We start from the raw sequence: 23,283 nt of genomic DNA on the forward strand, positions 1-23,283 counted from the left end.
GTGAAGAGTCGTGGTCAAAGGATACTCTGCGTCCCCGACAAGGTGGGGCTTTGGGGCTCATGTGTCGGCGAATCCGGGTGTTGTGAGCAGTTGATGGCCGGGCTGTCAGGCACAGTGGATCAGGAAGCGGGCAGTGGCCGGTTGGGTGTATTTGACGTCGGCGGTTTCGGTTGCAATCGCATCGGATTAGCAGCCGGATGGGGCGGTCGTCACCGCGGCGCGGTAGCAACCGTCGGCTGCGTTATAGGTCGCGGTGCCGTCTCGGCCTGTAGTCAAGGTTGACAGCTCCGAATCGTTTTCGCATGAGGTGATTCGCACCGCGACGCTTGGTAGGAGGAACCGTTCGGTGCCCGTGCCTGCTTGCACCGTCAGACCTTCCACCGCCTCGCCGGCGGCTGGCGTAGCCGCCGCGCCTGCGGGTGCGGACGCCTGGGATGCGCCGCTCTCCGCTGCGTGGGTATCGCCGGACGAGTTGTCCGACGGGCAGCCGAACAGCGTTTCCGCCGCCGCGAGCAGGGGGAACGTCAGGAATGCGGTGGGCACGAGTCTCCTCTCCGCGGGCCGCTCGGCCTCGCGCCGCTTCACACCTTAGAGCTGCGGAACCGGATGTACGGCGCTACTTCGGTCTGGTGTCGTAGTCCGTTGGTATCAGTGGTTTCGGACCTCCGGTGTCGAGTTGGGTGCCCGCCGATCGTCCTTGCTGTGACAACAACCCTCGAACTGGAGGAACACAGTGATGGACGAGACCTTGCGGGCGTATCGGCGGGCGCAGGACGAGCTGGAGGCGGTGCTGGGGAAAGTGGGGGCGGATCAATGGGATTCGCCGTCGGCCTGTGCCGAGTGGACGGTTCGCGATATTGCCGGGCACGTCACCTGGGCGCAGCGGCAGATGTGCGCCTGGGCGACCGGTGAGGAGTTCGGCGACCGGAGTGGGGCGCCCGGATCCGCGCATCCCGCGGTGCAGGTCGGCGGCGATCCGGTCGAGGACTTCCGGGCGGCTCGCGCCGCGTGCGATGCCGCGCTGACCGATGCCGCGCTGGCGCGGGTCACGCAGATCACGGGGATCGGCGAGATCCCGCTCGCGGCCATCCTTCCGCTGCTGCTGACCGATTCGATCACCCACGCCTGGGATATCGGGCATCCGCTCGGCATGGACATTCAGCTCCCGCCCGACCTCGTGGCCCGCGCCGACGAGTGGGCACGCACCAATGTGGTTCGCGCCCCGGGCTTCTTCGGCCCCGAACTCCCCCCGCCCGCCGACGCCGACGAACAGACCCGGCTGCTCTCCTTCCTCGGCCGCGAGCAGTAGCCCAAGTTCCCGCACCCTTTACTCGTTCCCGCACCGGCTGCAAGCCCATGCAGTGGGTGCGGGAACGCGCAGGGAGTGCGGGAATGGGGACGATCCTCACCCGATGCGGAAGCGGGCTCGGTATTCCGCAGGGGTGGTGTCGAGTTGGCGGCGGAAGGCTCGGGTGAGGGTGTCGGTGGTGTTGAAGCCGCAGGTGGAGGCGATGCGGTCCAGGGTGTCGTCGGTGGTTTCGAGGCGGTTGCGGGCCGCCTCGACCCGGGCCGATTCGAGATAGGCGGCGGGGGTGGTGCCGAGATCGGTCTTGAAGATGCGGGTCAGCTGCCGTTCGCCGACGTGGGCGCGTTCGGCGAGATCGGCGACGGTGAGTGGGTCGGTGATGTGCTGGGTGATGTACACGCGCAGGTCATCGATGCGGCGCGTGGTCGACACCGGGTCGAGCGAGACGCTGAACTGGTTCTGCCCACTCGGCCGCTTCAGATACATCACCAGCTGCCGGGCCACCCGCAAAGCCATCGCCTCGCCGAAGTCATCGGCGACCAGGGCGAGTGCGAGGTCCAAACAGGCGCTGAGTCCCGCTCCCGTCCAGACGTTTCCGTCGCGGATGAAGATCGGATCGGCATCCACCTCGATCGCCGGATGCTCGGCCGCGAGCTGCCGCGCCGTCGACCAATGGGTGGTGGCGCGCTTGCCGTCCAGGAGCCCGGCGGCCGCGAGGATGTGCGCCCCGACGCACACCGAGGCGATACGGCGGGTGTTGCCGGCCAGCCGCCGCACCCGGTCGACCACCACCGGATCGGCGATCGCCCGCACTCGGCGAGCGTTGTCGGTGGCGGGATGAAAGGCGCTGGGAGGCCGATCGGCAACCGTCTGTACAGGGCGACGAGGGCTCTCCGCGGCAGGGATACCGGGGGAGAGGTCAGGATTCTGGTCACCGGTCGCGCGTACCGGACGAGGGCTGTCGTCGGCCGGGGAGGTACGGGAGTCGGCCGCACCGAGGACGGTCTCGACCGCGCCGGGCACCACGAGGGTGTCGATACGCCTGGCCGACACATCCTCGAAGGTCGCATCCGGCAGCACCCGCACCCCGGCGGACGTGGTCACGGGGTCCATTGTCTCGGCGGCCAGCACGACCCGATACCCGGTCGGCTCGTCCATCTCGCGCTGCAGCAGCGAGAACACCTCCGGCGGCCCCGTCACATCGAGCAGGTCGACGCGATCGAACAGGACGATGACGATCAGTCGTTCGCGGGTGCCCAACGGATCTCCGTTCGGTGAGTCGAAGGGGCGGCTGGATATGGCCGACGCTGGATGTCTGAATCTGCATGTTAGATGACATTGCCGACATAGCGCATCCGCCATAGTGTCGAAATCGGGCCGGAAACCGGAGGCCCGAACCCCTCGAATACCAACGGAGACAACGGAAATGGCGACAACCCTGCGCGAACTCAACGGCTTCGACCCGACCCCGGCCGCACTGGCCGACGCCACCCTCATCCTGGTCGACTACCAGAACACCTACACCCGGGGCGTGATGGAGCTGACCGGCTGGGAGCCCGCCCTCGAGAACGCCGCCGCTCTGCTCGCCGAGGCCAGGGCGGCCGGATCGACGGTCATCCACGTCATCAACGACGGCGGTGAGGGCACCCCCTACGACATCCGCGCCGAGATCGGCCGGATCCACCCGAAGGTCGCCCCGATCGAGGGCGAGGCCGTCGTCGTCAAGACCGTCCCCAACGGCTTCGTCGACACCGACCTGGGCGAACACGTCGACGCCGCGGGCCACGAGAACGTCGTCATCGCCGGTTTCATGACCCACATGTGCGTCACCTTCACCGCCGAGGGCGCATTCCTGCGCGGCAATCACCCGACGGTCGTCGCGGATGCCTGCGCAACCAGACCCCTCCCCGGCGCCGCGGGCGACGTCTCCGCCGACCAGCTCCACCAGGCCGCTCTCGCCACCATCGCCGACCTCTACGGAATCGTCGTCCCCTCTTCCTCCGAATTGAAGTAGCGGGACGCCGTCGACCTGGATCATCGATTGATGCGGGCGGGGTCGCTGTACGCCGCAACGCCGTTCGACGACCGGCGATTGCGGTTATGCTGACCAGTAATTCTGGACGCGTGACGAGCAATTGCGGGACGAGGCGAGGAGGAGCTGTGAGCGCGGCGATCGATTTCAGCTCGTCCTTCGGCGTGGGCCCATACACCGCGGAAGATCTCCACAACAGCCCCGAGGAGGGGAAGGGCTCCGAGCTGTGGAACGGGTGGCTGATCGAGAAGATGTCTCCGTCTCTGCGTCACAACCGGATGAGCCGCGGGCTCCGATGCCTGTTCGTCGACGCCGCCCGCCGCGCAGGTGCCGATGTGCTGGTCGATGGTGGTGAGTACGAGTTCGCGTTCCCGAACGGTATCCGTAAGCCCGATGTGTTCGTCATCGATTCGAAGGCCGAGGAGACCGGTTTCGCCGAGGAGGAGACGTTTCTCGACCCGGCCGACCTGCTGCTGATCGTCGAGGTCGTTTCGCCGAGGAGCGGCAGCGAGGCCCATGATCGGACGGTCAAGCGCATCGAATACGCCTCCGCGGGCGTGCCGAGCTATTGGATCGTCGACTTTCGCCCGGTTCCGCGCATCGAAGCTCTTCACCTCGACGGCGGCCGTTACGTCCGTACGGCGGTCGCCACCGCCGATGAGACCCTCGTGGTCGAGCATCCCTTCGAGATCAGCGTGACTCCGAACGCGCTGTACGATCTCGGTCGCCGCGACTTCGCCTGACGCTCGAGGTTGCGGAGTAGGGGGTGAGTGCAGCGTCACGTCACCCCGGTTTTGGCCCTGACGAGGGGCTTGCTTACACTGGACCAGTTGCCTGGGCACCCCTGTGCCCATCTTCGTGTGTGCGCGACCCGGGCGATACGAACTCAACCGGTCGGTGATTTGCCGGCCGGACCAGCCGAATTGCTGTAGGCCCACGATCGGCGTGCCGAAAGGCATGCGGGTGCTGTATGGGAACCGCGGCGAGAAAGGTGAGCGGTCAAGCATGACCATGACTGATCCGATCGCAGACTTCCTGACCCGTCTGCGCAACGCCAACTCGGCGTACCACGATCAGGTGAAGGCCCCGCATTCGAAGCTCAAGGCGAATATCGCCGAGATCCTGAAACGCGAGGGCTACATCGCCGACTTCCGCACCGAGGATGCGACCGTCGGCAAGACCCTGATCGTCGACCTGAAGTACGGCCAGAGCCGGGAGCGCAGCCTGCAGGGCGTGCGCCGCGTCTCGAAGCCGGGCCTCCGGGTGTACGCGAAATCCACCAACCTGCCCAAGGTGCTGGGCGGCCTGGGCGTGGCCATCATCTCCACGTCGCAGGGCCTGCTCACGGACCGTCAGGCCAAGCAACACGGCGTGGGCGGCGAAGTCCTCGCCTACGTCTGGTAAGGGAGGTTAGGAACAATGTCGCGTATCGGTAAGAGGCCGATTGCCGTTCCTTCCGGCGTCGAGGTGAACATCGACGGCCAGAACGTGTCGGTCAAGGGACCCAAGGGCACCCTGTCGCACGTGATCGCCGAACCGATCACCATCGTCAAGGCCGAGAACGGTGAACTCGAGGTCGGGCGTCCCGACGACGAGCGTCGCAACCGCTCCCTGCACGGTCTGACCCGCACCCTGATCAACAACATGATCGTCGGTGTCTCGCAGGGCTACGAGAAGAAGATGGAAATCTTCGGCGTCGGTTACCGCGTGCAGCAGAAGGGCAGCGACCTCGAGTTCGCGCTCGGCTACAGCCACCCGGTTCCGGTGAAGGCGCCCGAGGGCATCACCCTCAAGGTCGAGGCCCCCACCAAGTTCTCGGTGTCCGGCATCGACAAGCAGCGGGTCGGCCAGGTCGCCGCGGTGATCCACCGCCTGCGCAAGCCCGACCCGTACAAGGGCAAGGGCATTCGCTACGAGGGCGAGGTCGTGCGGCGCAAGGAAGGGAAGACGGGTAAGTAAGCCATGGCACAAACTGATACTCAGAAGGCCGCGCGCAAGCCGCTCGGCAAGGACGTGTCGACCCGTCGCCGAGTCGCGAAGACGCGCCGGCACTTCCGGCTGCGCAAGAAGGTCGCCGGCACCGCCGAGACCCCGCGCCTGGTCGTGTTCCGCTCCGCGCGGCACCTGCACGCCCAGCTGGTGGACGATTCGGTCGGCAAGACCGTCGCCGCCGCCTCGTCGATCGAGCCCGACGTGCGGGCCGTCGACGGCGACAAGACCGCCAAGGGCAAGAAGGTCGGCGAGCTGATCGCCGCCCGCGCCAAGGCCGCCGGTGTGGAGGTCGTGGTCTTCGACCGCGGCGGCCACGACTACCACGGCCGCATCGCCGCCCTGGCGGATGCCGCACGGGAAGGCGGGTTGAAGTTCTAATGACCAGCACCAAGCGCATGAACGGAAGGAACGTCTGATGCCGGGACGTCAGCGGCGTGACGGCGGAAACGGACCCGCCGGACAGAATTCGAACGAGGGCGGCCGCCAGGAGCGTGGCGGCGGGCGTAACCGCCGCGACGATCGTCGCAACGATGCCGCCGAGAAGAACCAGCTCGAGCGCGTTGTCGCGATCAACCGCGTGTCCAAGGTCGTCAAGGGTGGTCGGCGCTTCAGCTTCACCGCCCTGGTGATCGTGGGCGACGGCAACGGCCTGGTCGGTGTCGGTTACGGCAAGGCCAAGGAAGTGCCGGCGGCCATCCAGAAGGGTGTCGAGGAGGCGCGCAAGAACTTCTTCCGCGTCCCGATGATCGGCTCCACCGTCACCCACCCGGTCCAGGGTGAGGCGGCGGCCGGTGTCGTCATGCTGCGCCCGGCCTCGCCGGGTACCGGTGTGATCGCCGGTGGCGCCGCGCGTGCCGTGCTGGAATGCGCGGGCATCCACGACATCCTGGCCAAGTCGCTCGGCAGCGACAACGCCATCAACGTCGTGCACGCGACCGTGGCGGCCCTGAAGATGCTGCAGCGTCCCGAAGAGGTGGCGGCCCGCCGTGGCCTGCCGCTCGAGGATGTGGCACCTGCGGGCATGCTGCGTGCGCGCGCGGGAGTGGGAGCCTGACATGACACAGCTGAAGGTGACCCAGATCAAGTCCACGATCGGCGCCAAGAAGAATCAGCGCGATTCGCTGCGCACCCTCGGACTGAAGGGCATCCGCAAGTCCGTCGTCCGCGAGGACACCGCCGAGAACCGCGGGCTGATCAACGTCGTGCGCCACCTCGTAAATGTTGAGGAGGTCAAGGCATGACCATCAAGCTCCACCACCTGCGTCCGGCCCCGGGCGCCAAGACCGAGAAGACCCGCGTGGGTCGCGGTGAGGCGTCCAAGGGCAAGACCGCGGGCCGCGGTACCAAGGGTACGAAGGCTCGCAAGAATGTGCCCGCTCGCTTCGAGGGCGGTCAGATGCCGCTGCACATGCGGCTGCCGAAGCTGAAGGGCTTCACCAACCCGTTCCGGACCGAGTATCAGGTCGTGAACGTCGGTGACATCGCCGTGAAGTTCCCCGAGGGCGGTGCGATCGACAAGGACCAGCTGGTTGCGGCCGGTCTGGTGCGCAAGAACGAACTGGTGAAGGTGCTCGGCGAGGGCGAAATCGGTGTGGCCGTTCAGGTTTCCGCCGACAAGTTCTCCGGCTCCGCCAAGGAGAAGATCACCGCCGCCGGTGGAACCGCCACCGAGCTGGGCTGACAGTTACCTTATGTAGTAGGGGGCGCCGGACGGGTGAGAGCCCGTCCGGCGTCGCTGTTAAAGTCAAGTTGTTGTCTGCCCTGCCCCATGTCGTTAGCCAGGAGGATCTGTGCTTTCCGCCTTCGTATCGGCTTTCCGGACCCCGGACTTACGGCGGAAGATTCTCTTCACGCTGGGCCTCGTCGCGCTGTACCGCGTCGGTGCCTCGCTGCCGTCGCCCGGTGTCGACTACAAGGCGATCCGGACCTGTATCGAGCAGGTGTCCGGCGGCGAGAACGCCGGGATCTACCAGCTGATCAACCTGTTCTCCGGTGGTGCGCTGCTGCAGCTGTCGGTGTTCGCGATCGGCATCATGCCGTACATCACCGCGAGCATCATCATCCAGCTGCTGACCGTGGTCATTCCGCGCTTCGAGGAACTGCGCAAGGAAGGCCAGGCCGGCCAGACCAAGATGACGCAGTACACCCGGTACCTGTCGATCGCGCTGGCGATCCTGCAGGCCACCGGTCTCGTGGCGCTCGCCGCCCGCGGTCAGCTGCTGCGCGGCTGCCAGGAGGACATCCTCGCCGACACCAGCATCTTCGGCATGATCATCATCGTGCTGGTGATGACGGCCGGTGCGGCCCTGGTGATGTGGTTCGGCGAGCAGATCACCGAGCGCGGCGTCGGCAACGGCATGTCGCTGCTGATCTTCGCCGGCATCGCGGCGCGGATTCCCGGTGAGGGCAAGGCGATCCTGGACAGCAAGGGTGCGCTGATCTTCTCCCTGGTGTGCGTCGGCGCCTTCCTGGTGATCGTCGCGGTGATCTTCGTCGAGCAGGGCCAGCGCCGAATACCGGTGCAATACGCGAAACGCGTGGTCGGCCGCAAGATGTACGGCGGTTCCTCCACCTACCTGCCGCTGAAGGTCAACCAGGCGGGTGTGATCCCGGTGATCTTCGCGTCCTCGCTGCTGTACCTGCCGAACCTGGTCGCCCAGCTGACCCAGTCGACGAATACGCAGGACCCCAGCTGGTGGCAGGAGATCATCCAGAAGTATCTGGTGGATCCGACGAACCCGGCGTACATCATCATCTACTTCGCGCTGATCGTGTTCTTCACGTACTTCTACGTGGCGATCACGTTCAACCCGGAGGAACGCGCGGACGAGATGAAGAAGTTCGGCGGCTTCATTCCCGGGTATCGTCCCGGTAAGCCGACCGCCGACTATCTGAACTACGTCCTGAGCCGCATCACCCTCCCCGGCTCCCTCTACCTCGGTGCCGTGGCGGTACTGCCCAACCTGTTCCTTAACATGGGCAATTCGAGCGGTTTGCAGAACCTGCCGTTCGGTGGCACGGCCGTGCTGATCGTCGTGAGTGTTGGCCTCGATACGGTCAAACAGATCGAGAGCCAACTGATGAACAGAAATTACGAAGGGTTCCTCAAGTGAGACTCGTACTGCTCGGACCGCCGGGTGCCGGCAAGGGCACGCAAGCCGAACTGTTGTCGGACAAGCTGGGTGTCCCGCATATCTCCACGGGGAATCTGTTCCGTGCGAACATCGACCAGCAGACGCCGCTGGGCCGCGAGGCGAAGAAGTACCTGGACGCGGGCAATCTCGTGCCCAGCGACGTGACCAACCGCATGGTCGAGGCGCGTATCGCCGAGCCCGATGCCGCGAACGGATTCGTGCTCGACGGCTACCCGCGCACGGTCGATCAGGCCGAGGCGCTGGAGAAGATGCTGAAGGAGGCCGGCTTCGAGCTGGACGCCGTGCTCAGCTTCGAGGTGTCCGAGGACGTCGTGGTCGGCCGCATGATGGGCCGTGGCCGCGCCGACGACACCGAAGAGGTGATCCGCAACCGGATGCGCGTATACCGCGAGGAGACCGAGCCGCTGCTCGAGCACTACGACGGGCTGGTCGTGTCGGTGGACGGCGTCGGTGAGGTCGAAGAGGTCAACAACCGCCTGCTCCGGGCCCTGGGCCGCTGACGCGAATGGTCTTCGGCCGCAAGCACAAGAAGGTGGTGCCGTTCCGCACCGCCGGTGAGCTGGATGCGATGGCGGCGGCCGGGGCCGTCGTCGGCGAGGCACTGGTCGCGGTGCGATCGGCGGCCAAGCCGGGTGTGTCGACGCTGGAGCTGGACGAGGTGGCCGAGCAGGTCATCCGCGGGGCCGGTGCCGTGCCGTCGTTCAAGGGCTACCACGGTTTCCCGGGATCCATCTGCTCCTCGGTGAACGACCGTGTGGTGCACGGGATTCCGACCAAGGACGAGGTGCTCGCCGAGGGCGATCTGGTCTCGATCGACTGCGGTGCCATCCTCGACGGCTGGCACGGTGATTCGGCGTGGACGTTCGGCGTCGGCGAGCTCATCGAGGCCGACCGGCTGCTGAGCGAGGCGACGAAGCTGTCGATGGAGGCCGGTATCGCGGCCATGCTGCCCGAGAACCGGCTCACCGACGTCTCCCACGCCATCGAGCTGGGCACCCGGGCGGCCGAGCGGGAGCACGACCGCGCCTACGGCATCGTCGATGGCTACGGTGGTCACGGCATCGGCCGGCAGATGCACATGGATCCGTTCCTCGCCAACGAGGGCGAGCCGGGCCGGGGGCCGAAACTCGTTGTGGGATCGGTACTCGCGATCGAGCCGATGCTCACGTTGGGGACCACCCAGACCCGCGTGCTCGGCGACGACTGGACCGTCGTGACCGAGGACGGCAGCCGGGCCGCGCACTGGGAGCACACCGTTGCCGTCACCGAGGACGGGCCGCGAATTCTGACGTTGCGTCCGGAGTAGCTCGGGCGCATCGGTTCCGTTAACGCCGAGGTTCGATCCTGTTCGTCTTGGGCATGATTCGACCATGACGACTGCGGAGGATCCGGCGCCGGCGGCTGCTATCGGCGCCGCCGCCGAGCGAGAGCGGCTGGGACGGCATCGCGAGACCTACCGGGAGGCGGCTCGCGGCTCGCGGCGTTACGTCGTGGAAGCCGCCGTCACCACCGCGGGGTTCGCGGCCGCGATCGCCGGGTTCTCGATGGGGTGGCAGATGCTCGGAATCCTCGGTGTCACAACCGTATTGATGTGCGGTGTTCGATTACTGGCCGGGCTGGGCCTGCTGGGATGGGTGTCCGCCCGCAACAGGGGCATGCGGCTGGACCTCTACGAGCACGGGCTCGTCATGGTGTTCCGCGGGCAGGTGCGGGTGGTGCGCTACGACTCCACGACGCTGCGGCGACGGATCGTGCGCATGGTGGAAAACCCGGCGCCGGACCAGATCTCGTACGCCTACACCGTCGTCGACGTCGCCGGGGTGCCGATCACCCTGCGGCAGGGCATCGAAAATCCCCAGGAGTGGGGAGCGCGGATCGAGCGCGGTGTGACCGAGGCGCAGCTGCCCCGGGCGCGGGAGGCGCTGCACGCGGGCGAGTGCGTCGACTTCGAGTACTTCCGGTTGAGCGGCAACGGGATCAGCGTGCGCAAACGATCGATCCCGTGGGCCCGGGTGAGCGAGATCGCCGTCGTGAGCGGGTGGTTGAGCGTGCGGGTCGTGGGGCAGTCGCAGCCGCTGGAGTCGCTGCCGATCAGTGAGATTCCGAACTACGCGGTGTTTCGGGCGCTTGCCGACGAGCTGTGGTCGCCGGCGGACGTGTGATCGGCGGCCCGTCAGGAATCCGTCAACGATCGTATTGCGGTGGCGCGCACGGTATCGCCCGCGTCGGAAGCGAGACCGGCCTCGATGTCCCGCCGGTTCATTGTCCGTGACAACGGTTGCGCGGCACCGGATATCAGAACCTCGTTAATACCTCTTCTGCCTGGTGAGCATGCCGTGTGATCGTGTGATCCGTTCCGGTGGAAGGGGTTTGCGATGGCTACGAAGGTCGGGGTCACTCCGCATCAGCTGCGGAAGGCCGCGGGGGACATGGGTGACCTGCGCGACCGGGTGCGGGGCATCCTGGACAAGCTCGAGCGGTCGGTGGGTTCCAAGGAGAACGCCTGGGGCAACGACAGTTACGGCAGCACCTTCGCCGGTGGTGAGCACGGCTACATCGCGTCGCACGAGAACCTGCGTGTGCAGATGGGCAATATGGCCACGACCATCGGCTCCTACTCGACCGGGCAGTACAAGGCCGCCGACCTGTTGGAGAAACAGGATCACCTCTGACAACCGGCATCATTCGACGTAGCGCCTGACGACGGTGTCCGACTTTCTGGGCGACAGCCTGATGCAGAAGCTGGGCTGGGTCGCCGGTTCGGCGTGGCCACTGGGTGACGAGGACCGGATGCGTGCCCTCGCCGACGACTGGCGCACCGCGGCGGAGGAACTGCGGGATCTGCTCCCGGATCTGGCCGCGGCGGAGAACGCGACCATCGCCGCCTACCCGTGGGGCGAGGGTGTCGAGGCGATGTCCAAGTCGCTGAAGAAGCTGGACCACGGCGACCAGTCCATCGAGAAGCTGGCCGAGATCTTCGACAAGATCGCCGAATCGGCCGACGCGATGGGGACGGAGATCGAATACACCAAGTGGATGATCTACAGCTCCCTCGGGCTGCTGGCGATCGAATTGGCACTGGCCCTGTGGAATCCGTTCACCGCGCCGCTGCAGCAGGCGATGTCGATCGCGGCGACCCGATTCGCGATCCGGGAGATCGCGCAGCGGGTGCTGCACAGGATCGAGTCGCAGATCGTGCGGCGGCTGCTGGTCGGCCTGCTGAAGTTCACCGCGGAGCATGTCGCCATCTCGACCGCGATCGGGGCCGGGCAGGATCTGGCGATCCAGTTCCTGCAGATGGCGCAGGGGAACCGCAAGGACATCGACTGGAAGCGGGCCGGTGTCACGGCGGGCTCGGCGGCGGCCGCGGGTGTGGTCGGCGGGCCCGCCGGTAAGCTGCTCGGCCGCGGCGCGTCGCATATCCGGTTGCCGGGCGGACGGTTCGGCGAAGGTTTCAAGGGTGCGGTGGTCGGTGTCACGGCCGGAAACCTCGGGGGCGTCGCCTCCTTCTATGCGGGCAATGTGCTGAACAACGGGTTCGATACCGACAAGTGGTCGCCGTTCGACCCTCGGGTGCTGTCGAGCAGTTCCGTTTTCGGGGCCGCCGTCGGCGGGGTCAAGGGTTTTCGGGCGAGTGGGCCGCGGCCGGGCGGAGCGGGGTTCACCGCACCGGACCCGGGCACTATGGGCGGACCCGATGGGTCGTACCCACCGAGTCCGGAAAATGGTGGGGGACAGCGGCACTCGGGGACCGGACCGGCGACCGGCGAACCTTCGAACGGGGCCGGACCGCAGCAGGGTGCACCGAGACCGGCCGCTGCGGCTCCGGCCGAAGGTGCGGGCGGGGCTCCGCCCGAGGGACAGACGACGGCCGGTCCGAAGCAGACCCCCGCGTCGTCGGAGGGCGGGGAGGGCGTCCAGGGCTCGCCGGAACATGCAGCGGCGCATAATAATTCGGAAGATTCCGGCGCGCATTCCGGAGATGAGAGTATTCCGAATCAGCCGGAACATGCTTCGGGGGAAGGTAATTCGGAAGATTCCGGAACTGCCTCCCAAGGCGGTGGCGATGGCCATCGTCCAGAGCATGCTGCTGGACAGGGCGATTCGGAAGGCCCATCCCTCCCCGGCGAAGGTACTTCCGGCGTTTCGGATGGCAGGCGAGAGTCGCCTGGCGATTCCGGGGACATCGGCTCCGAAGATCCGGGACGTCACGAGGCGCCCGGGGAGGCGGCGTCGCGGCCGGAAGACGCGGATTCCGGTGGGGCTCAGCGGCCGCGCGAGGCTGCGGACAGCGGCGAAGTACCGCGCGGTGGTGACGAGTCGAATGCGAGCCCGCCACGCGAGGAGAGCGTCGCCCCCGCTGAGACATCCCGCGGCCCTGACGAAGGCGAGGGCAGTACCCCGCACGCGGAGGAGCCCGCAGCCGAGACCCCGCCCGGCAGTGCGAAGCCGGACGCACCGCGCGACGGGGGCGAAGAGGGGACCCGTGACGGCGGCGAGTCCAGCACGTCGCGTGACGACACCGGTGCGGATCGCGGTGGTGAAGGCAGGGAGCACCGCGACGGTGTCGAGCCCGGCACGTCGCGTGACGACACCGGTGCGGATCGCGGTGGTGATGGTGGAGAGCACCGCGATCGTGAGGACGGAGAGCGTCGTGACGGTGGGGGTGGGGAGCGCCGCGATCGTGAGGGTGGAGAGCGTCGTGACGGTGAGGGTGGGGAGCGCCGTGGCACCGCCGGGCAGGGCGGCGACGGTGAAGTGCCGCAACGGGATCGGGGCGTCGGCGCCGACAAGGACTCGCAGGACGTCCGTCCGGCGGCCGGCGAACGCCCGGAGGGCGCGCAAGGCCCGCGCGACCCCGGCGAGATGGTGACGGGACGCGATGAGCGCACCGGGCCTCCGTCGGCGATGCGGGAATCCTCCGACGGATCGCAGGGCGACGTGAAAGTGTGGCCGCTGGACCGGAATTCCACCGAGGCCGGACCGTCGACGCCGCCCGCGTCCCCGACGCCGTCCCCGAGCCCGGCGCCGTCGGGGAGCCCGGCGCCGCATTCGGGTCCGAGCGCGCGTCCCCCCGCCGGTGCCACGCCGGGGGAACCCGGTGCACGTCCCGCGGGATCGGAGAACCGCGCGGCCACCGGTGCGAGCGAGTTGCGACCCGGCCCAGGACCGTCGCAGCCGAGTTCGTCGCCGAGACCCGAACCCGGTGCACGTTCCGCGGGGCCGGAGATCCGTCCGGGCACCGGTGCGAGCGAATTTCGGCCCAGCCAAGGGTCCTCGGAGCCGAGTTCGTCATCGAGACCCGGTGTACCGCGTCCTTCCGTGGACCGCGGTGACGGTTCACGTCCTCGTGCGGATACACCGGATCGCCCTGCGGGCCAAGGCGGCGAATCACCCGTGCAGGCGGGTCGATCCGAACCTTCCGCGCCGGGTGCGCGCACGGCGGTCCCCGACGCCCCGGCGGCACCGCGCGGTGGCGAGAGCGGGCACAGCGTGGGAGAACAGCGTCCGCAAGGCGATGGCGAGCAGGCTCCGACCTCGGAACCGGAGCACCGGGGCGAGGCCCCTGAGCACGGAGCCGTACGCGAGGGCGACTCCGGCAGAAGCGGACAGCGCCCGGACGAGGACCGCCCCGACCCTGGACTCGACGAGCAGGAGCGCAGCGACCCACCCAGCACGGTAGCGAATGTTCCCTACACCCCAAGGTTTTTCACTCTCCCGGAAATTCCCGACTGGGACGCCCCGGAACCGCCGAACGACAAGGTGTGGGAAGACCCGACCCCACCCGCCCCCAAACCGCCACAGCCGGAACCGCCACAGCGGCCCCGACCCCCTGTACCCCCACAGCCGGAACCGCCGCAGCCCCCCGCCCCACCGGCACCTCCCGCCCGCCCGGAACCTCCTGTGCCACCACAGCCCCCGGTTCCGCCCCGGCCGGAACCCCCCGTGCCGCCGCGGCTACCTGCGCCACCGGAGCCGCCGCTGCCACCCGAGCAGCCGTTGCCTCCGCAGCCGCCTGCACCCCCTGTTCCGCCGCAGCCGGAACCGCCCGTGCCGCCGCGGCCGCCTGTGCCACCGGAACTGCCGCTGCCGCCTGAGCTGCCGTTGCCTCCGCAGCCGCCTGCATCCCCTGTTCCGCCGCAGCCGGAGCCTCCTGTGCCACCGCTGCCACCCGTGCCACCGGAGCCGCCGCTGCCGCCTGTGCCGCCTTGGCCGCAGCCCCCTGTTCCGCCGCAGCCGGAACCGCCTGTGCCGCCGCGGCCGCCTGTGCCACCGGAACTGCCGCTGCCGCCTGAGCTGCCGTTGCCTCCGCAGCCGCCTGCATCCCCTGTTCCGCCACAGACCGGACTTCCCGTGCCACCGCAGCCGCCTGTGCCGCCCCAGCCGGAACCTCCTGCGCCGCCCTGGCCGCAGCAGCCGGTGACTCCGCAGCCACCATTGCCGCCTGCGCTTCCGGAGCCCCCGGTGCCACCGCAGCCGGCGCCACCCATCCCACCGACGCTGCCCGCACCGCCGGAACCGCCCGTGCCGCCCCGGGCGGAACCGCCGCAACTGCCGGAACCGCCCGCGCCCTCAGAACCGTCGGAGCGTCCGGTGCGGCCGCGTCCTCCCGTACCTCCTCCGCCTGCGCCACCGGAGCCGACTCTCCCGGTGCCGCCGGAGCCTCACATGCCGCCGCAGCCGGAGCCTCCCGTGCCGCCGCGGCCGGAGCCTCCTGTGGCGCCGTTTCCTCCCGTACATGCTGAACCGCCGGTGCCATCGCGGCTGCCGGCGCCACCTGTACCACCACAGCCGTCGGCGTCCCCTGCGCCTCCGGTCCCGGTGTCGCCGGTGTCTCCCGCTCCACCCTCTGTGCCTCCGGAGCTTCCGCTGCCGGCGCAGCCACCCGCGCTTCCTGGGCCGCTGGAGTCGCCGACGCTGCAGAACCCGGTGTCGCCGGAACCTCCTGTGTCGCCGGTGCCTTCGGCTCCGGTGCCGACAGCCCCGGGGCTGCTGCCCTCTGTGCCAACGATGCCGGAACCTCCGGTGTCGCCTGTACTGCCCGTACCGTCGACTCCGGGGCCTTCGGGACCGTCGTCGCAACCCGAGACGCCGGTGGCGGGGAGCCCGTTGCCACCGCCGGTGCCGTCGGAATCGCGGGTGCCGCAGTCGGGACCGGGTGTGCCGCCGTTTGCTGTGCCACAGGAACATTCGACATTGCCGCGGCCTTCGTTGCCGGGGGAACCGTCGGTGCCTTCTGCGCCGGGATCGCCGCAGGCGTGGGATCTGCCGTATTCGGAGCCTGGAGTATCCGTTGGGGTGGCGGAGCAGACATCGGAACCGGCTGTGTCACAAACGGTTTCGTCTGTGCCGCCAGGTGGATTCGCGGATGGTGGTGAGGAGGGGAGTGGGCGCCGCGGTGCGGGAGTGTGGGCTACTTCCGATGGTCAGCGGAGCGGGGCCGGCTTGCTGGTGCGGTCTCTCGCGGGGTTCGGAGATTTCGCCGAACTCGACACCGAAACCGGTGCGCTGCGAGCGGCCGGGCCGGTGTCGCCCGAGGCGGCGGCCGGGATGCGTGGTGTCGTAGGGAATTTCGACGACACCACCGCCGTGTTCTACCGGGATCGGCAGGGCCTCACGTTGCGCATCGGTAGCTGGACGGTGAACCTGGACGACCCCCGGATCACCGCCGACTGGTTCCGGGCGGGCGAGTCGGCGCAATTCCGGGTGTTGGCCGACGGGGTTCCGCTCTGCGATATGCGTTATCGGAGTGTGCATCTCGACGGCGACATCGGGATGTTCGTTCGCGATGTGCTGGGGAACGACGCCCGGCGTTCGCGGCTGTTCGCGGCCGCGGTGCGCTGATCAGTCGTGTACCTCGGCCCGCCGCCGATGCTCGGTCATGGTCGTCAGGGGCACCACGCCGGTCCAGCCGCACGGCCGGTCGCAGGAGGCGAAGACGGTCCTGGTATCTCGCAGGGTCGTCGAAGCCCTTGCGGGGTAACCACATTCGGGGCACTTGCCGAAATAGTCGAGGATCTCCCGCAGCTCCGATGCCGCGGTGGATGGAAGGCGTTTGCGCATACCGGTGTATCTCCCGGCCCGATCGGGCCCGCTGCTGAGACATGAGTCGTGTTCGACGCTAACCGGATCGGTGCCACGCCACGGACGTTCCGGGTCCGACTGGACGTTTCACAATCAACGCTGGCGCGGCTTCCACTTCGGCCACAGTCCGCCGGACGAAATTGCCGACCGGACCGCGTTCACGCCTCGAGCAGGATCGTCACCGGGCCGTCGTTGACCAGCTCGATATGCATGTGGGCGCCGAAACGTCCGGTGGCGACGGTGGCGCCCAGCCCGCGCAGGGTCTCGGTGAACGCGTCGACCAGCGGTTCGGCGACCGGACCCGGCGCGGCCGCCGACCACGACGGGCGGCGGCCCTTGGCGGTGTCGGCGTACAGCGTGAACTGGCTGACCACCAGGATCGGAGCGTTCAGATCGGCCGCGGAGCGTTCACCGTCGAGAATGCGCAGCCGGAACAGCTTGTCCGCCAGCGCTTTCGCCGTGTCGGCGGTGTCGTCGTGGGTGGCGCCGACCAGCGCGAGCAGGCCGTGCGGCACGCCCGCGGCGGCGGGATCGATGCGCCCGACGACCTCCTCGCCGACGATGACCTGCGCCGAACTCACCCTCTGTACGAGTACTCGCATGCCCGAGATCATCGCAGACGCTCGGGCGGGCAGATTTGCTACCTATGTGCCACTATTCGGCGGGACGTGTCCGGGTGATGGGCCTCGTGGGCTCGGTCTGCTCGCCCTGGATCTCGTCCAGTCCCCTGGTCGCGTGCTCGAGGTACCGCCCCACGAACCGGTCGACCAGTTCGGCGGACACCCGGCCGGGCAGGGTCCTGGTGGTGGCCAGCTGTTCGGAGAATTCGGCCAGGTCGTGCGGGGTGTGGCCGGACTGTTGATACCGCTGGACGGCGGTGCTCTCGAACAGGTCGACGAAGCGCCGGGCGATGTGGTCGCAGTCGGCGCGCAGCCGCTCGAGCTCGTCGAGCACGCGCACCTGCGGCGCGCCGGACATCATGAGCTGTTCGGCGAATCGGACGAGCTGCGGATCGCTCTCGCGGTAGGTGGTGGCGTCGAACGGCTCGTACAGACCGGCCGCCACGACCCGGGCCAGGCCGTTGGGTACGTCGCCGTAGCGAGCCGCGAGATCCGTTGCCGCAATGGTCTTTTCGGATTCGGGTCGGCTCTGCGGCGGGGCTCCGCGCGGCGGGGCGCCCTCCGCCTCGAGGCTGACGCCGAGGACGTCGCCCAGATCGTCGCCGCGGTCCCAGGCGTCGAGCAGTTCCCGGATGCCGCTCAGCTTGATTCCGCGATCCATGAGGCGGCTGATGATGCACACGCGGTTCAGGTGCTGCGGACTGTAGATCCCGGTCCTACCCTTCAAGCGCGGCGGCGGCAGCAGGCCGCGCTCCTGGTAGGCCCGCAGGCTGCGCACGGTCATGCCGGATTCGCGCGCCAGCTCGTCGATCGTGAACTCCGCACCCGATGTCATGTCTCAAGGAAACCACACCGGCACCCCGGTCGGCCCCGTGTGAGCGCGGCGGGTGCCCTGGTCGGGCGGGTGATGCCGGGGCAAATGCCGCCCGCGCGTGTCCGTTGGCACTTCGGTATCGATCGCTATTGCCGGGCAATCGTTTTCGACCGTCCGGCCCGGGTTTCCGCGGCGTTACAAATTTCGTCCCCACGTTGTATGTGCCATCGATTGGAGGTATGTTCCATGGACTGATGGTATGATCGGCATCACAGGAGAGGTCTCATTATGACCACCGTTCAACACCCGCCGGAGACGGAGGCGGCCGCGCGTGGCTTGGACGCCGAAGACGCGGGTTATCACAAGGCGCTGCGGCCTCGCCAGCTGCAGATGATCGCGATCGGCGGAGCGATCGGCACGGGCCTGTTCCTGGGCGCGGGCGGCCGGCTCCACGAGGCGGGCGCCAGCCTGTTCATCGCGTACGCGGTCTGCGGCATCTTCGTCTTCTTCATCCTGCGGGCGCTCGGCGAGCTGGTGCTGCACCGGCCGTCGTCGGGCTCGTTCGTCTCGTACGCCCGCGAGTTCTACGGGGAGAAGCTGGCGTTCGGCGTGGGCTGGATGTACTTCTTCCACTGGTGCATGACGGGCATCGTGGATATCACCGCGATCGCCACCTACGTCCACTTCTGGGGCGCGTTCAAGGTGATCCCGCAGTGGACGATCGCGCTGGTGGCACTGGCAATCGTCGTCGCCATCAACATGGTGTCGGTGAAGTGGTTCGGCGAGATGGAGTTCTGGGCGGCCCTGATCAAGGTGGTCGCGCTGGTGAGCTTCCTGATCGTCGGAACGATCTTCCTGGCCGGGCGCTTCACCATCGAGGGTGCGCAGACCGGTATCAGCGTGATCAGCGAGCACGGCGGATTGCTGCCGAACGGCAGCCTGCCGCTGGTGTTGTCAGTCACCGGCGTGGTGTTCGCCTACGCCGCGGTGGAGCTCATCGGTACCGCCGCCGGTGAGGCCGAGAACCCCGAGAAGATCATGCCGCGCGCGATCAACTCGGTCATCGCCCGCATCGCGCTGTTCTACGTCGGTTCGCTCGTGCTGCTGGCGCTGCTGCTGCCCTTCACCGCGTTCAAGTCCGGTGAGAGCCCGTTCGTGACCTTCTTCTCCAAGCTCGGCGTCGACGGCGCCGGCACGATGATGAACCTGGTGGTGCTGACCGCGGCCTTCTCCAGCCTGAATGCCGGGCTGTACTCGACCGGCCGGATCCTGCGTTCGATGTCGATGAACGGCAGCGCGCCGTCGCTGGCGTCGCGCATGTCCAAGCAGGGTGTGCCCTACGTGGGCATTCTCGCCACCGGCACGATCGCGCTCGCCGGTGTCGGACTGAACGCGATCGTCCCGGAGAAGGCGTTCGAGATCGTGCTGAACATGTCGGCACTGGGCACCATCACGGCGTGGGCGGCCATTCTGCTCTGCCAGATGAAGCTGGTGAAGTGGTCGAAGGAAGGACGCATGGAGCGGCCCTCCTTCAGGCTGATGGGCGCGCCCTACACGAATATCGCCGCTCTGATCTTCATGGCGATCGTCGTGCTGCTCATGCTGTTCGGCGAGGACGACACGCAGCGCGGCGCCGTCATCGCGATGGCGGTGATCATGGTGCCGCTGCTGGTCGGCGGCTGGTTCCTGGCCCGCCGCAAGGTCCTGCACGTGGCGGCGCTGCGCGAGGGCTACACGGGCCAGTTCCCCGTGGTGGCCGAGCGCCCGCTCGAGCACCGCGAGGGCAGGGAAGAGGAGTCTTCCGAAACGAGCCCCCACCCCGAACCCCGCGATGAGGCAGAATCGCGGTAATGCCCGTCGGTCCCGACTCTGTGACGCCGCATGGGACCGGCCCCGGCCGCTCCGCGGGACGGATGATCTCCGTCCCGCGGGGCGGTTCAGGTTTCGGGTCGGCGCGATAGGTTGAGAGGGTCACATGCCGGACGATGCCACCGCATCCGACCGCCTGTACCCGCAGCCGTGGGCGTCGCGGCAACTACGCGAGGCCGACCAGAACTATCGGTGGGGCACCCGCACCGCCGGGACCAGCCCGTGGTCGCCGGAGTTCTCCGGCTCGGAGCGGTCGCATTCGCAGTACGGGGATTCGGAGATCGAGAATTCGGAGCACGAGGACCCGGGCTCGAACCGTGAGGGGGTTCGGTCCCGTCCCAGCGTGCGGCGATTGGGTGCCGGCCTGGTCGCACTTCCCGAGTTCACCTCCACCGATCCGGCCACCGCGATGCTGTCGGACCCCGAGGTGCCCGAGGACAAGCGGTTCTGCTGGAAATGCTCGCAGCCGGTCGGCCGTTCCGGGGATGCCGGCCCGGCCCGGTCGTCCGGCACGTGCGCGTCCTGCGGCGCGCCGTTCAACTTCCGTCCGCTGCTGAACCCCGGCGATCTGGTCGCCGATCAGTACGAGGTGCAGGGGTGCCTCGCCTACGGCGGGCTGGGCTGGATCTACCTGGCCCGTGATCGCAACGTCGCCCGGCGCTGGGTGGTGTTGAAGGGCCTGCAGAATCCGCTGGACTTCGAGGCGAACGTGGTCGCGCTCGCCGAACGCCAATTCCTTTCGGAGATGGCGCATCCGGCGATCGTGAAGATCTTCAACTTCGTCACGCACCGAGCCGGAGACGGCGCCTCGTGCGGTTACATCGTGATGGAGTACATCGGCGGCCGCTCCCTGAAGACGGTGCTCGACCTGCACGCGCCGGCGCGGATGCCGGTCGCCGAGGCGATCGCCTACGTGATGGAAATCCTTCCGGCACTGGACTATCTGCATTCGTTCGGCCTGGCGTACAACGACCTGAAGCCGGACAACATCATGGTGAGCGAGGACGAGGTCAAACTCATCGACCTCGGCGCGGTGGCGGCCCGGCAGTCGGGCGGAAGCCTGTACGGCACACAGGGATACCAGGCGCCCGAGTACACCAGCACCGGTCCGACCATCGCGTCCGATATCTACACGGTGGGCCGGACGCTGGCCGCGCTCACCCTGGATCTGCCCACCGATCGGCGCGGCCGCAAGCTGCCGGGGCTGCCGTCGGCGGACCGCGAGCCGGTGCTGCGGCGCTATCCGTCGTTCGACCGGCTGCTGCGCCGGGCCACGCATCCCGATCCCACACAGCGGTTTCCGTCGACGTTCGCGATGCATCGGCAGCTCGGCGGCGTGCTGCGGGCGGTGCTGGCCGCGGACACCGACCGCGGCCATCCCCAGGTGTCGTCCGTATTCGGTGCGCCCCGTGGCGATTTCGGGGTCACCGCGCTGCTGCGCCAGACCGACGGCATCATCGACGGCCGGTACCGGCCGCCCACGCTCGACGCCGCCAGTGTGCTTGCCGCACTGCCCGTTCCGCTGATCGACAGCGAGGACCCCAGCTATGAACTGGTGTCGCCGCTACTGCACGGCGACCCGAATCAGGCGCTGGACACCTTGCGGCTGCACCGGGACAACATGAGCGCGGGCGACATTCCCCAGCCGGAGTCCTTCGAACTGGAGGCCGCCCTGACCGAGATCCGGGCGCAGCTCGACCTGCGCCGGGTGCGCGGCGCCCGCGCCGATCTCGACCGGCTGCGGGCCGAGTACGGCGACGACTGGCGCCTGGACTGGTACACCGGTATCGCCGAACTCGGCGAGGGCCGAATCGAGCGCGCCTACAGGCTGTTCGATCTCGTCCACGGCGCGGTGCCGGGGGAGGTAGCGCCGCAGCTCGCCCTGGCCGCCACCGCCGAACTGCTGGTGCAGCTCGGCGCCGAGTCCGGGGATGGCGAACGCTGGGCCCGGATCGCCGCGGCACACTACCGCGCGGCCTGGCAGGTCGACCGCGGGCTGGCGAGCGCCGCCTTCGGCCTGGCCCGCAGGCAGGTCGCCGACGGCGACGTCGTGGGCGCGGTCGCCACGCTGGAGCGGATGCCGGAGGTGTCGCGGCACTACAACGCCGCCCGGTTGACCGCCTGCCTGCTGTTGGTCTCGCGGCCCCCGCAGGAACTGACGCAGGCCGATCTGAACGAGGCGCAGGCCCGGCTGCAGGCGCTCCCGGATGACCCGCGCCTGCTGCAGCTGCAGGCGGTCGTGCTGGGAGCCGCGCTGTCCTGGGTGCGCGCGGGTGGGCGGCCGGAGCCGGAGCAGTCCACGGTACTGGGATTCCCCTGTACCGCAGCGGGTCTGCGCGAGGGGTTGGAGACGGTGCTGCGGACCGTCGCGCGCACCTCGCCGCGCAGGCTGCAGCGCTACGCGCTCGTCGATCTGGCCAACCGCGTGCGCCCGCGGTCCTGGTGGTGAACGAATCCCGTTCACCCACCGGGGTATCTGCCGTTCACGTTCACGCAAGAAGCGATTTCCCCCCGGCTGTCATCGTGCAGTGATGTACACCGGCGTCGGGCGGGCGCGGGCAGCAGAACGTGGAGGGAATGACGATGACCGTTGAGCTCGATCCGGAACGGTTCCGCAAGGCGTCCACCAAGACCGGGGACGTCCGGGACAAGATCAAGGATGTCATCGACACGCTGAAGGGGTCGCTGGACTCCGGCTCGCCCTGGGGTAACGACAAGATCGGCTCGCAGTTCTACGACGGCCCGAACGGCTATGGCGTCACCCGGAAGAACCTGTACGACAACGCCGGTAACTTCCAAACCACCTTCGGAGACTTCTCGAAGGGGCAGACGGACGCCGCCACGAAGCTGGAGAACCAGGACCGCGCCAACTTCCGGCGCTGAGCGGGGGCTCGGGGTGACAAACGAACACGCGAAGGCGGAGATGGCCGCGGTCCTGGACGGCGTCCGGGATCAATTGCGGACGATTTCGCGCATTCAGCAGGAACGCACGCGGCTGATGGCCACCGCGACCGTCCGCAAGCGGGTGACGGTGACGGTGAACGCCGACGGCACGGTCATCGAGACGAAACTGGCTGCGGGGGTAGAGGACCTGACCTATCCGGAGCTCGCCAAGGCGTTCACCGAGGCCGCGCAGCAGGCCGCCGCCGAGGCCGCCCGCAAGGGGCAGGAACTGATGATGCCGCTGCACGATCAGCGCGCCCGGTTGCCCAAGCTGACCGACCTGATCGAGGGCATGCCCGATCTCAGCGCCGAAACACCCCCTCCGCCACCGGTTTCCACCGCACCGCCGGGCGCGCCGGAGCGGGTGCAGGAGCCCGAGGAGGCGATGCGGTTCACCGACGTCGAATCCATTCCATCGGACGGTGAGCGCACGCGCGGTGTCACCGACTCCAGCTGGTGACACCGAA

Annotated in this window: 25 protein-coding genes and 2 pseudogenes; 20 read left to right on the forward strand and 7 right to left on the reverse strand. The window is 68.3% G+C overall.

All coding sequences use genetic code 11. The annotated features are described in order from the left end of the window. Positions 1 to 186: 186 nt before the first annotated feature. Positions 187 to 543 (reverse strand): hypothetical protein, encoded by a 357-nt coding sequence (locus NM1_RS42305; RefSeq protein ID WP_147289082.1) that lies wholly within the window; start codon positions 541 to 543, stop codon positions 187 to 189. 193 nt (positions 544 to 736) lie between these two features. On the opposite strand from NM1_RS42305, the gene NM1_RS16920 reads away from it, so the two are divergent. Then, positions 737 to 1,309 carry a TIGR03086 family metal-binding protein gene (locus NM1_RS16920; protein ID WP_068020617.1) on the forward strand — a complete coding sequence of 191 codons (573 nt, stop codon included), beginning with the start codon at positions 737 to 739 and terminating at the stop codon, positions 1,307 to 1,309. A gap of 96 nt (positions 1,310 to 1,405) precedes the next feature. On the opposite strand, the gene NM1_RS42310 is transcribed toward NM1_RS16920, so the two are convergent. Then, entirely contained in the window at positions 1,406 to 2,566 is a 1,161-nt protein-coding gene (locus NM1_RS42310; protein ID WP_246011567.1) for a GlxA family transcriptional regulator, read from the reverse strand. A 166-nt stretch (positions 2,567 to 2,732) separates the two neighbouring features. On the opposite strand from NM1_RS42310, the gene NM1_RS16930 reads away from it, so the two are divergent. The 14 genes and pseudogenes from NM1_RS16930 to NM1_RS44790 form a co-directional block, all read left to right on the forward strand. Beyond that, positions 2,733 to 3,320 (forward strand): isochorismatase family protein, encoded by a 588-nt coding sequence (locus NM1_RS16930; RefSeq protein ID WP_068020619.1) that lies wholly within the window; start codon positions 2,733 to 2,735, stop codon positions 3,318 to 3,320. 146 nt (positions 3,321 to 3,466) lie between these two features. Continuing rightward, entirely contained in the window at positions 3,467 to 4,081 is a 615-nt protein-coding gene (locus NM1_RS16935; RefSeq protein WP_068020622.1) for a Uma2 family endonuclease, read from the forward strand. 262 nt (positions 4,082 to 4,343) lie between these two features. Then, complete coding sequence (rpsH, locus tag NM1_RS16940; RefSeq protein ID WP_040745733.1) at positions 4,344 to 4,742, forward strand: 30S ribosomal protein S8; 399 nt, start codon at positions 4,344 to 4,346, stop codon at positions 4,740 to 4,742. Positions 4,743 to 4,757: 15 nt separating this feature from the next. Next, on the forward strand, positions 4,758 to 5,297 hold the full coding sequence (rplF, locus tag NM1_RS16945) for a 50S ribosomal protein L6 (RefSeq protein ID WP_068020624.1): 540 nt from the start codon (positions 4,758 to 4,760) through the stop codon (positions 5,295 to 5,297). A gap of 3 nt (positions 5,298 to 5,300) precedes the next feature. Next, positions 5,301 to 5,708 (forward strand): 50S ribosomal protein L18, encoded by a 408-nt coding sequence (gene rplR, locus NM1_RS16950; protein WP_068020626.1) that lies wholly within the window; start codon positions 5,301 to 5,303, stop codon positions 5,706 to 5,708. A 37-nt stretch (positions 5,709 to 5,745) separates the two neighbouring features. After that, positions 5,746 to 6,384: a 30S ribosomal protein S5 gene (gene rpsE / locus NM1_RS16955; protein ID WP_068020627.1), complete on the forward strand. Its 639-nt coding sequence runs from the start codon at positions 5,746 to 5,748 to the stop codon at positions 6,382 to 6,384. Position 6,385: 1 nt separating this feature from the next. Continuing rightward, positions 6,386 to 6,571 (forward strand): 50S ribosomal protein L30, encoded by a 186-nt coding sequence (gene rpmD, locus NM1_RS16960; protein WP_068020629.1) that lies wholly within the window; start codon positions 6,386 to 6,388, stop codon positions 6,569 to 6,571. After that, complete coding sequence (gene rplO, locus NM1_RS16965; protein WP_068020631.1) at positions 6,568 to 7,011, forward strand: 50S ribosomal protein L15; 444 nt, start codon at positions 6,568 to 6,570, stop codon at positions 7,009 to 7,011. The genes rpmD and rplO overlap by 4 nt, the downstream gene beginning before the upstream one ends. 109 nt (positions 7,012 to 7,120) lie before the next feature. Further along, positions 7,121 to 8,443 carry a preprotein translocase subunit SecY gene (gene secY / locus NM1_RS16970; protein WP_068020633.1) on the forward strand — a complete coding sequence of 441 codons (1,323 nt, stop codon included), beginning with the start codon at positions 7,121 to 7,123 and terminating at the stop codon, positions 8,441 to 8,443. Continuing rightward, positions 8,440 to 8,985, forward strand: coding sequence for an adenylate kinase (locus tag NM1_RS16975; protein WP_068020635.1), 546 nt, complete (start codon positions 8,440 to 8,442; stop codon positions 8,983 to 8,985). The genes secY and NM1_RS16975 overlap by 4 nt, the downstream gene beginning before the upstream one ends. 5 nt (positions 8,986 to 8,990) lie before the next feature. Beyond that, complete coding sequence (gene map, locus NM1_RS16980) at positions 8,991 to 9,791, forward strand: type I methionyl aminopeptidase (protein WP_068020637.1); 801 nt, start codon at positions 8,991 to 8,993, stop codon at positions 9,789 to 9,791. A gap of 64 nt (positions 9,792 to 9,855) precedes the next feature. Further along, entirely contained in the window at positions 9,856 to 10,647 is a 792-nt protein-coding gene (locus tag NM1_RS16985) for a DUF6585 family protein (protein WP_068020639.1), read from the forward strand. Positions 10,648 to 10,860: 213 nt separating this feature from the next. Next, positions 10,861 to 11,157, forward strand: a complete 297-nt coding sequence (locus NM1_RS16990; RefSeq protein ID WP_068020640.1) for a WXG100 family type VII secretion target — start codon at positions 10,861 to 10,863, stop codon at positions 11,155 to 11,157. Positions 11,158 to 11,275: 118 nt separating this feature from the next. Continuing rightward, positions 11,276 to 11,596 (forward strand): annotated as a pseudogene (locus NM1_RS44790) (WXG100-like domain-containing protein); the annotation flags it as partial. Here NM1_RS44790 and NM1_RS16995 read toward each other — a convergent pair. Then, complete coding sequence (locus tag NM1_RS16995; protein WP_147289081.1) at positions 11,527 to 11,964, reverse strand: hypothetical protein; 438 nt, start codon at positions 11,962 to 11,964, stop codon at positions 11,527 to 11,529. The pseudogene NM1_RS44790 and the gene NM1_RS16995 overlap by 70 nt on opposite strands. 2,484 nt (positions 11,965 to 14,448) lie before the next feature. Then, positions 14,449 to 14,976, reverse strand: a pseudogene (locus NM1_RS44795) (hypothetical protein); the annotation flags it as partial. A gap of 955 nt (positions 14,977 to 15,931) precedes the next feature. Between NM1_RS44795 and NM1_RS17005 the strand changes: the two are divergent. Continuing rightward, positions 15,932 to 16,330, forward strand: a complete 399-nt coding sequence (locus tag NM1_RS17005; protein WP_068020649.1) for a hypothetical protein — start codon at positions 15,932 to 15,934, stop codon at positions 16,328 to 16,330. On the opposite strand, the gene NM1_RS17010 is transcribed toward NM1_RS17005, so the two are convergent. The 3 genes from NM1_RS17010 to NM1_RS17020 form a co-directional block, all read right to left on the reverse strand. Continuing rightward, positions 16,331 to 16,549 (reverse strand): hypothetical protein, encoded by a 219-nt coding sequence (locus NM1_RS17010; RefSeq protein ID WP_068020651.1) that lies wholly within the window; start codon positions 16,547 to 16,549, stop codon positions 16,331 to 16,333. It lies immediately after the preceding gene. A 179-nt stretch (positions 16,550 to 16,728) separates the two neighbouring features. After that, positions 16,729 to 17,172: a D-aminoacyl-tRNA deacylase gene (dtd, locus tag NM1_RS17015; protein ID WP_068020665.1), complete on the reverse strand. Its 444-nt coding sequence runs from the start codon at positions 17,170 to 17,172 to the stop codon at positions 16,729 to 16,731. Between the two features lie 52 nt (positions 17,173 to 17,224). Continuing rightward, a complete protein-coding gene (locus tag NM1_RS17020; protein ID WP_068020653.1) occupies positions 17,225 to 18,025 on the reverse strand; it encodes a MerR family transcriptional regulator in 801 nt (266 codons plus the stop codon). A gap of 267 nt (positions 18,026 to 18,292) precedes the next feature. On the opposite strand from NM1_RS17020, the gene NM1_RS17025 reads away from it, so the two are divergent. The 4 genes from NM1_RS17025 to NM1_RS17040 all read left to right on the forward strand — a co-directional run bounded on the left by NM1_RS17025 (position 18,293) and on the right by NM1_RS17040 (position 23,276). Beyond that, positions 18,293 to 19,855: an amino acid permease gene (locus NM1_RS17025; RefSeq protein ID WP_068020655.1), complete on the forward strand. Its 1,563-nt coding sequence runs from the start codon at positions 18,293 to 18,295 to the stop codon at positions 19,853 to 19,855. Positions 19,856 to 19,979: 124 nt separating this feature from the next. Next, positions 19,980 to 22,322, forward strand: a complete 2,343-nt coding sequence (locus NM1_RS17030; protein ID WP_068020657.1) for a serine/threonine-protein kinase — start codon at positions 19,980 to 19,982, stop codon at positions 22,320 to 22,322. A 134-nt stretch (positions 22,323 to 22,456) separates the two neighbouring features. Next, positions 22,457 to 22,756, forward strand: coding sequence for a hypothetical protein (locus NM1_RS17035; protein WP_147289080.1), 300 nt, complete (start codon positions 22,457 to 22,459; stop codon positions 22,754 to 22,756). Between the two features lie 13 nt (positions 22,757 to 22,769). Further along, positions 22,770 to 23,276: a YbaB/EbfC family nucleoid-associated protein gene (locus tag NM1_RS17040; RefSeq protein ID WP_246011566.1), complete on the forward strand. Its 507-nt coding sequence runs from the start codon at positions 22,770 to 22,772 to the stop codon at positions 23,274 to 23,276. Positions 23,277 to 23,283 lie beyond the last annotated feature (7 nt).

The sequence above is a fragment of the Nocardia mexicana NBRC 108244 genome, from assembly GCF_001613165.1.
GTDB classification, from domain to species: Bacteria; Actinomycetota; Actinomycetes; order Mycobacteriales; family Mycobacteriaceae; genus Nocardia; species Nocardia mexicana.

What these genes read in the sequence shown, in the direction of transcription:
- NM1_RS17020 (WP_068020653.1), bottom strand. Translation starts at nt 18,025, where the DNA reads ATGACATCGGGTGCGGAGTTCACGATCGACGAGCTGGCGCGCGAATCC.
- NM1_RS16920 (WP_068020617.1), top strand. Translation starts at nt 737, where the DNA reads ATGGACGAGACCTTGCGGGCGTATCGGCGGGCGCAGGACGAGCTGGAG.
- NM1_RS17010 (WP_068020651.1), bottom strand. Translation starts at nt 16,549, where the DNA reads ATGCGCAAACGCCTTCCATCCACCGCGGCATCGGAGCTGCGGGAGATC.
- rplO (WP_068020631.1), top strand. Translation starts at nt 6,568, where the DNA reads ATGACCATCAAGCTCCACCACCTGCGTCCGGCCCCGGGCGCCAAGACC.
- rplF (WP_068020624.1), top strand. Translation starts at nt 4,758, where the DNA reads ATGTCGCGTATCGGTAAGAGGCCGATTGCCGTTCCTTCCGGCGTCGAG.
- NM1_RS17035 (WP_147289080.1), top strand. Translation starts at nt 22,457, where the DNA reads ATGACCGTTGAGCTCGATCCGGAACGGTTCCGCAAGGCGTCCACCAAG.
- NM1_RS17030 (WP_068020657.1), top strand. Translation starts at nt 19,980, where the DNA reads ATGCCGGACGATGCCACCGCATCCGACCGCCTGTACCCGCAGCCGTGG.
- dtd (WP_068020665.1), bottom strand. Translation starts at nt 17,172, where the DNA reads ATGCGAGTACTCGTACAGAGGGTGAGTTCGGCGCAGGTCATCGTCGGC.
- NM1_RS16930 (WP_068020619.1), top strand. Translation starts at nt 2,733, where the DNA reads ATGGCGACAACCCTGCGCGAACTCAACGGCTTCGACCCGACCCCGGCC.
- rpmD (WP_068020629.1), top strand. Translation starts at nt 6,386, where the DNA reads ATGACACAGCTGAAGGTGACCCAGATCAAGTCCACGATCGGCGCCAAG.
- NM1_RS17025 (WP_068020655.1), top strand. Translation starts at nt 18,293, where the DNA reads ATGACCACCGTTCAACACCCGCCGGAGACGGAGGCGGCCGCGCGTGGC.
- NM1_RS16990 (WP_068020640.1), top strand. Translation starts at nt 10,861, where the DNA reads ATGGCTACGAAGGTCGGGGTCACTCCGCATCAGCTGCGGAAGGCCGCG.
- rpsE (WP_068020627.1), top strand. Translation starts at nt 5,746, where the DNA reads ATGCCGGGACGTCAGCGGCGTGACGGCGGAAACGGACCCGCCGGACAG.
- rpsH (WP_040745733.1), top strand. Translation starts at nt 4,344, where the DNA reads ATGACCATGACTGATCCGATCGCAGACTTCCTGACCCGTCTGCGCAAC.
- NM1_RS16985 (WP_068020639.1), top strand. Translation starts at nt 9,856, where the DNA reads ATGACGACTGCGGAGGATCCGGCGCCGGCGGCTGCTATCGGCGCCGCC.
- rplR (WP_068020626.1), top strand. Translation starts at nt 5,301, where the DNA reads ATGGCACAAACTGATACTCAGAAGGCCGCGCGCAAGCCGCTCGGCAAG.
- map (WP_068020637.1), top strand. Translation starts at nt 8,991, where the DNA reads ATGGTCTTCGGCCGCAAGCACAAGAAGGTGGTGCCGTTCCGCACCGCC.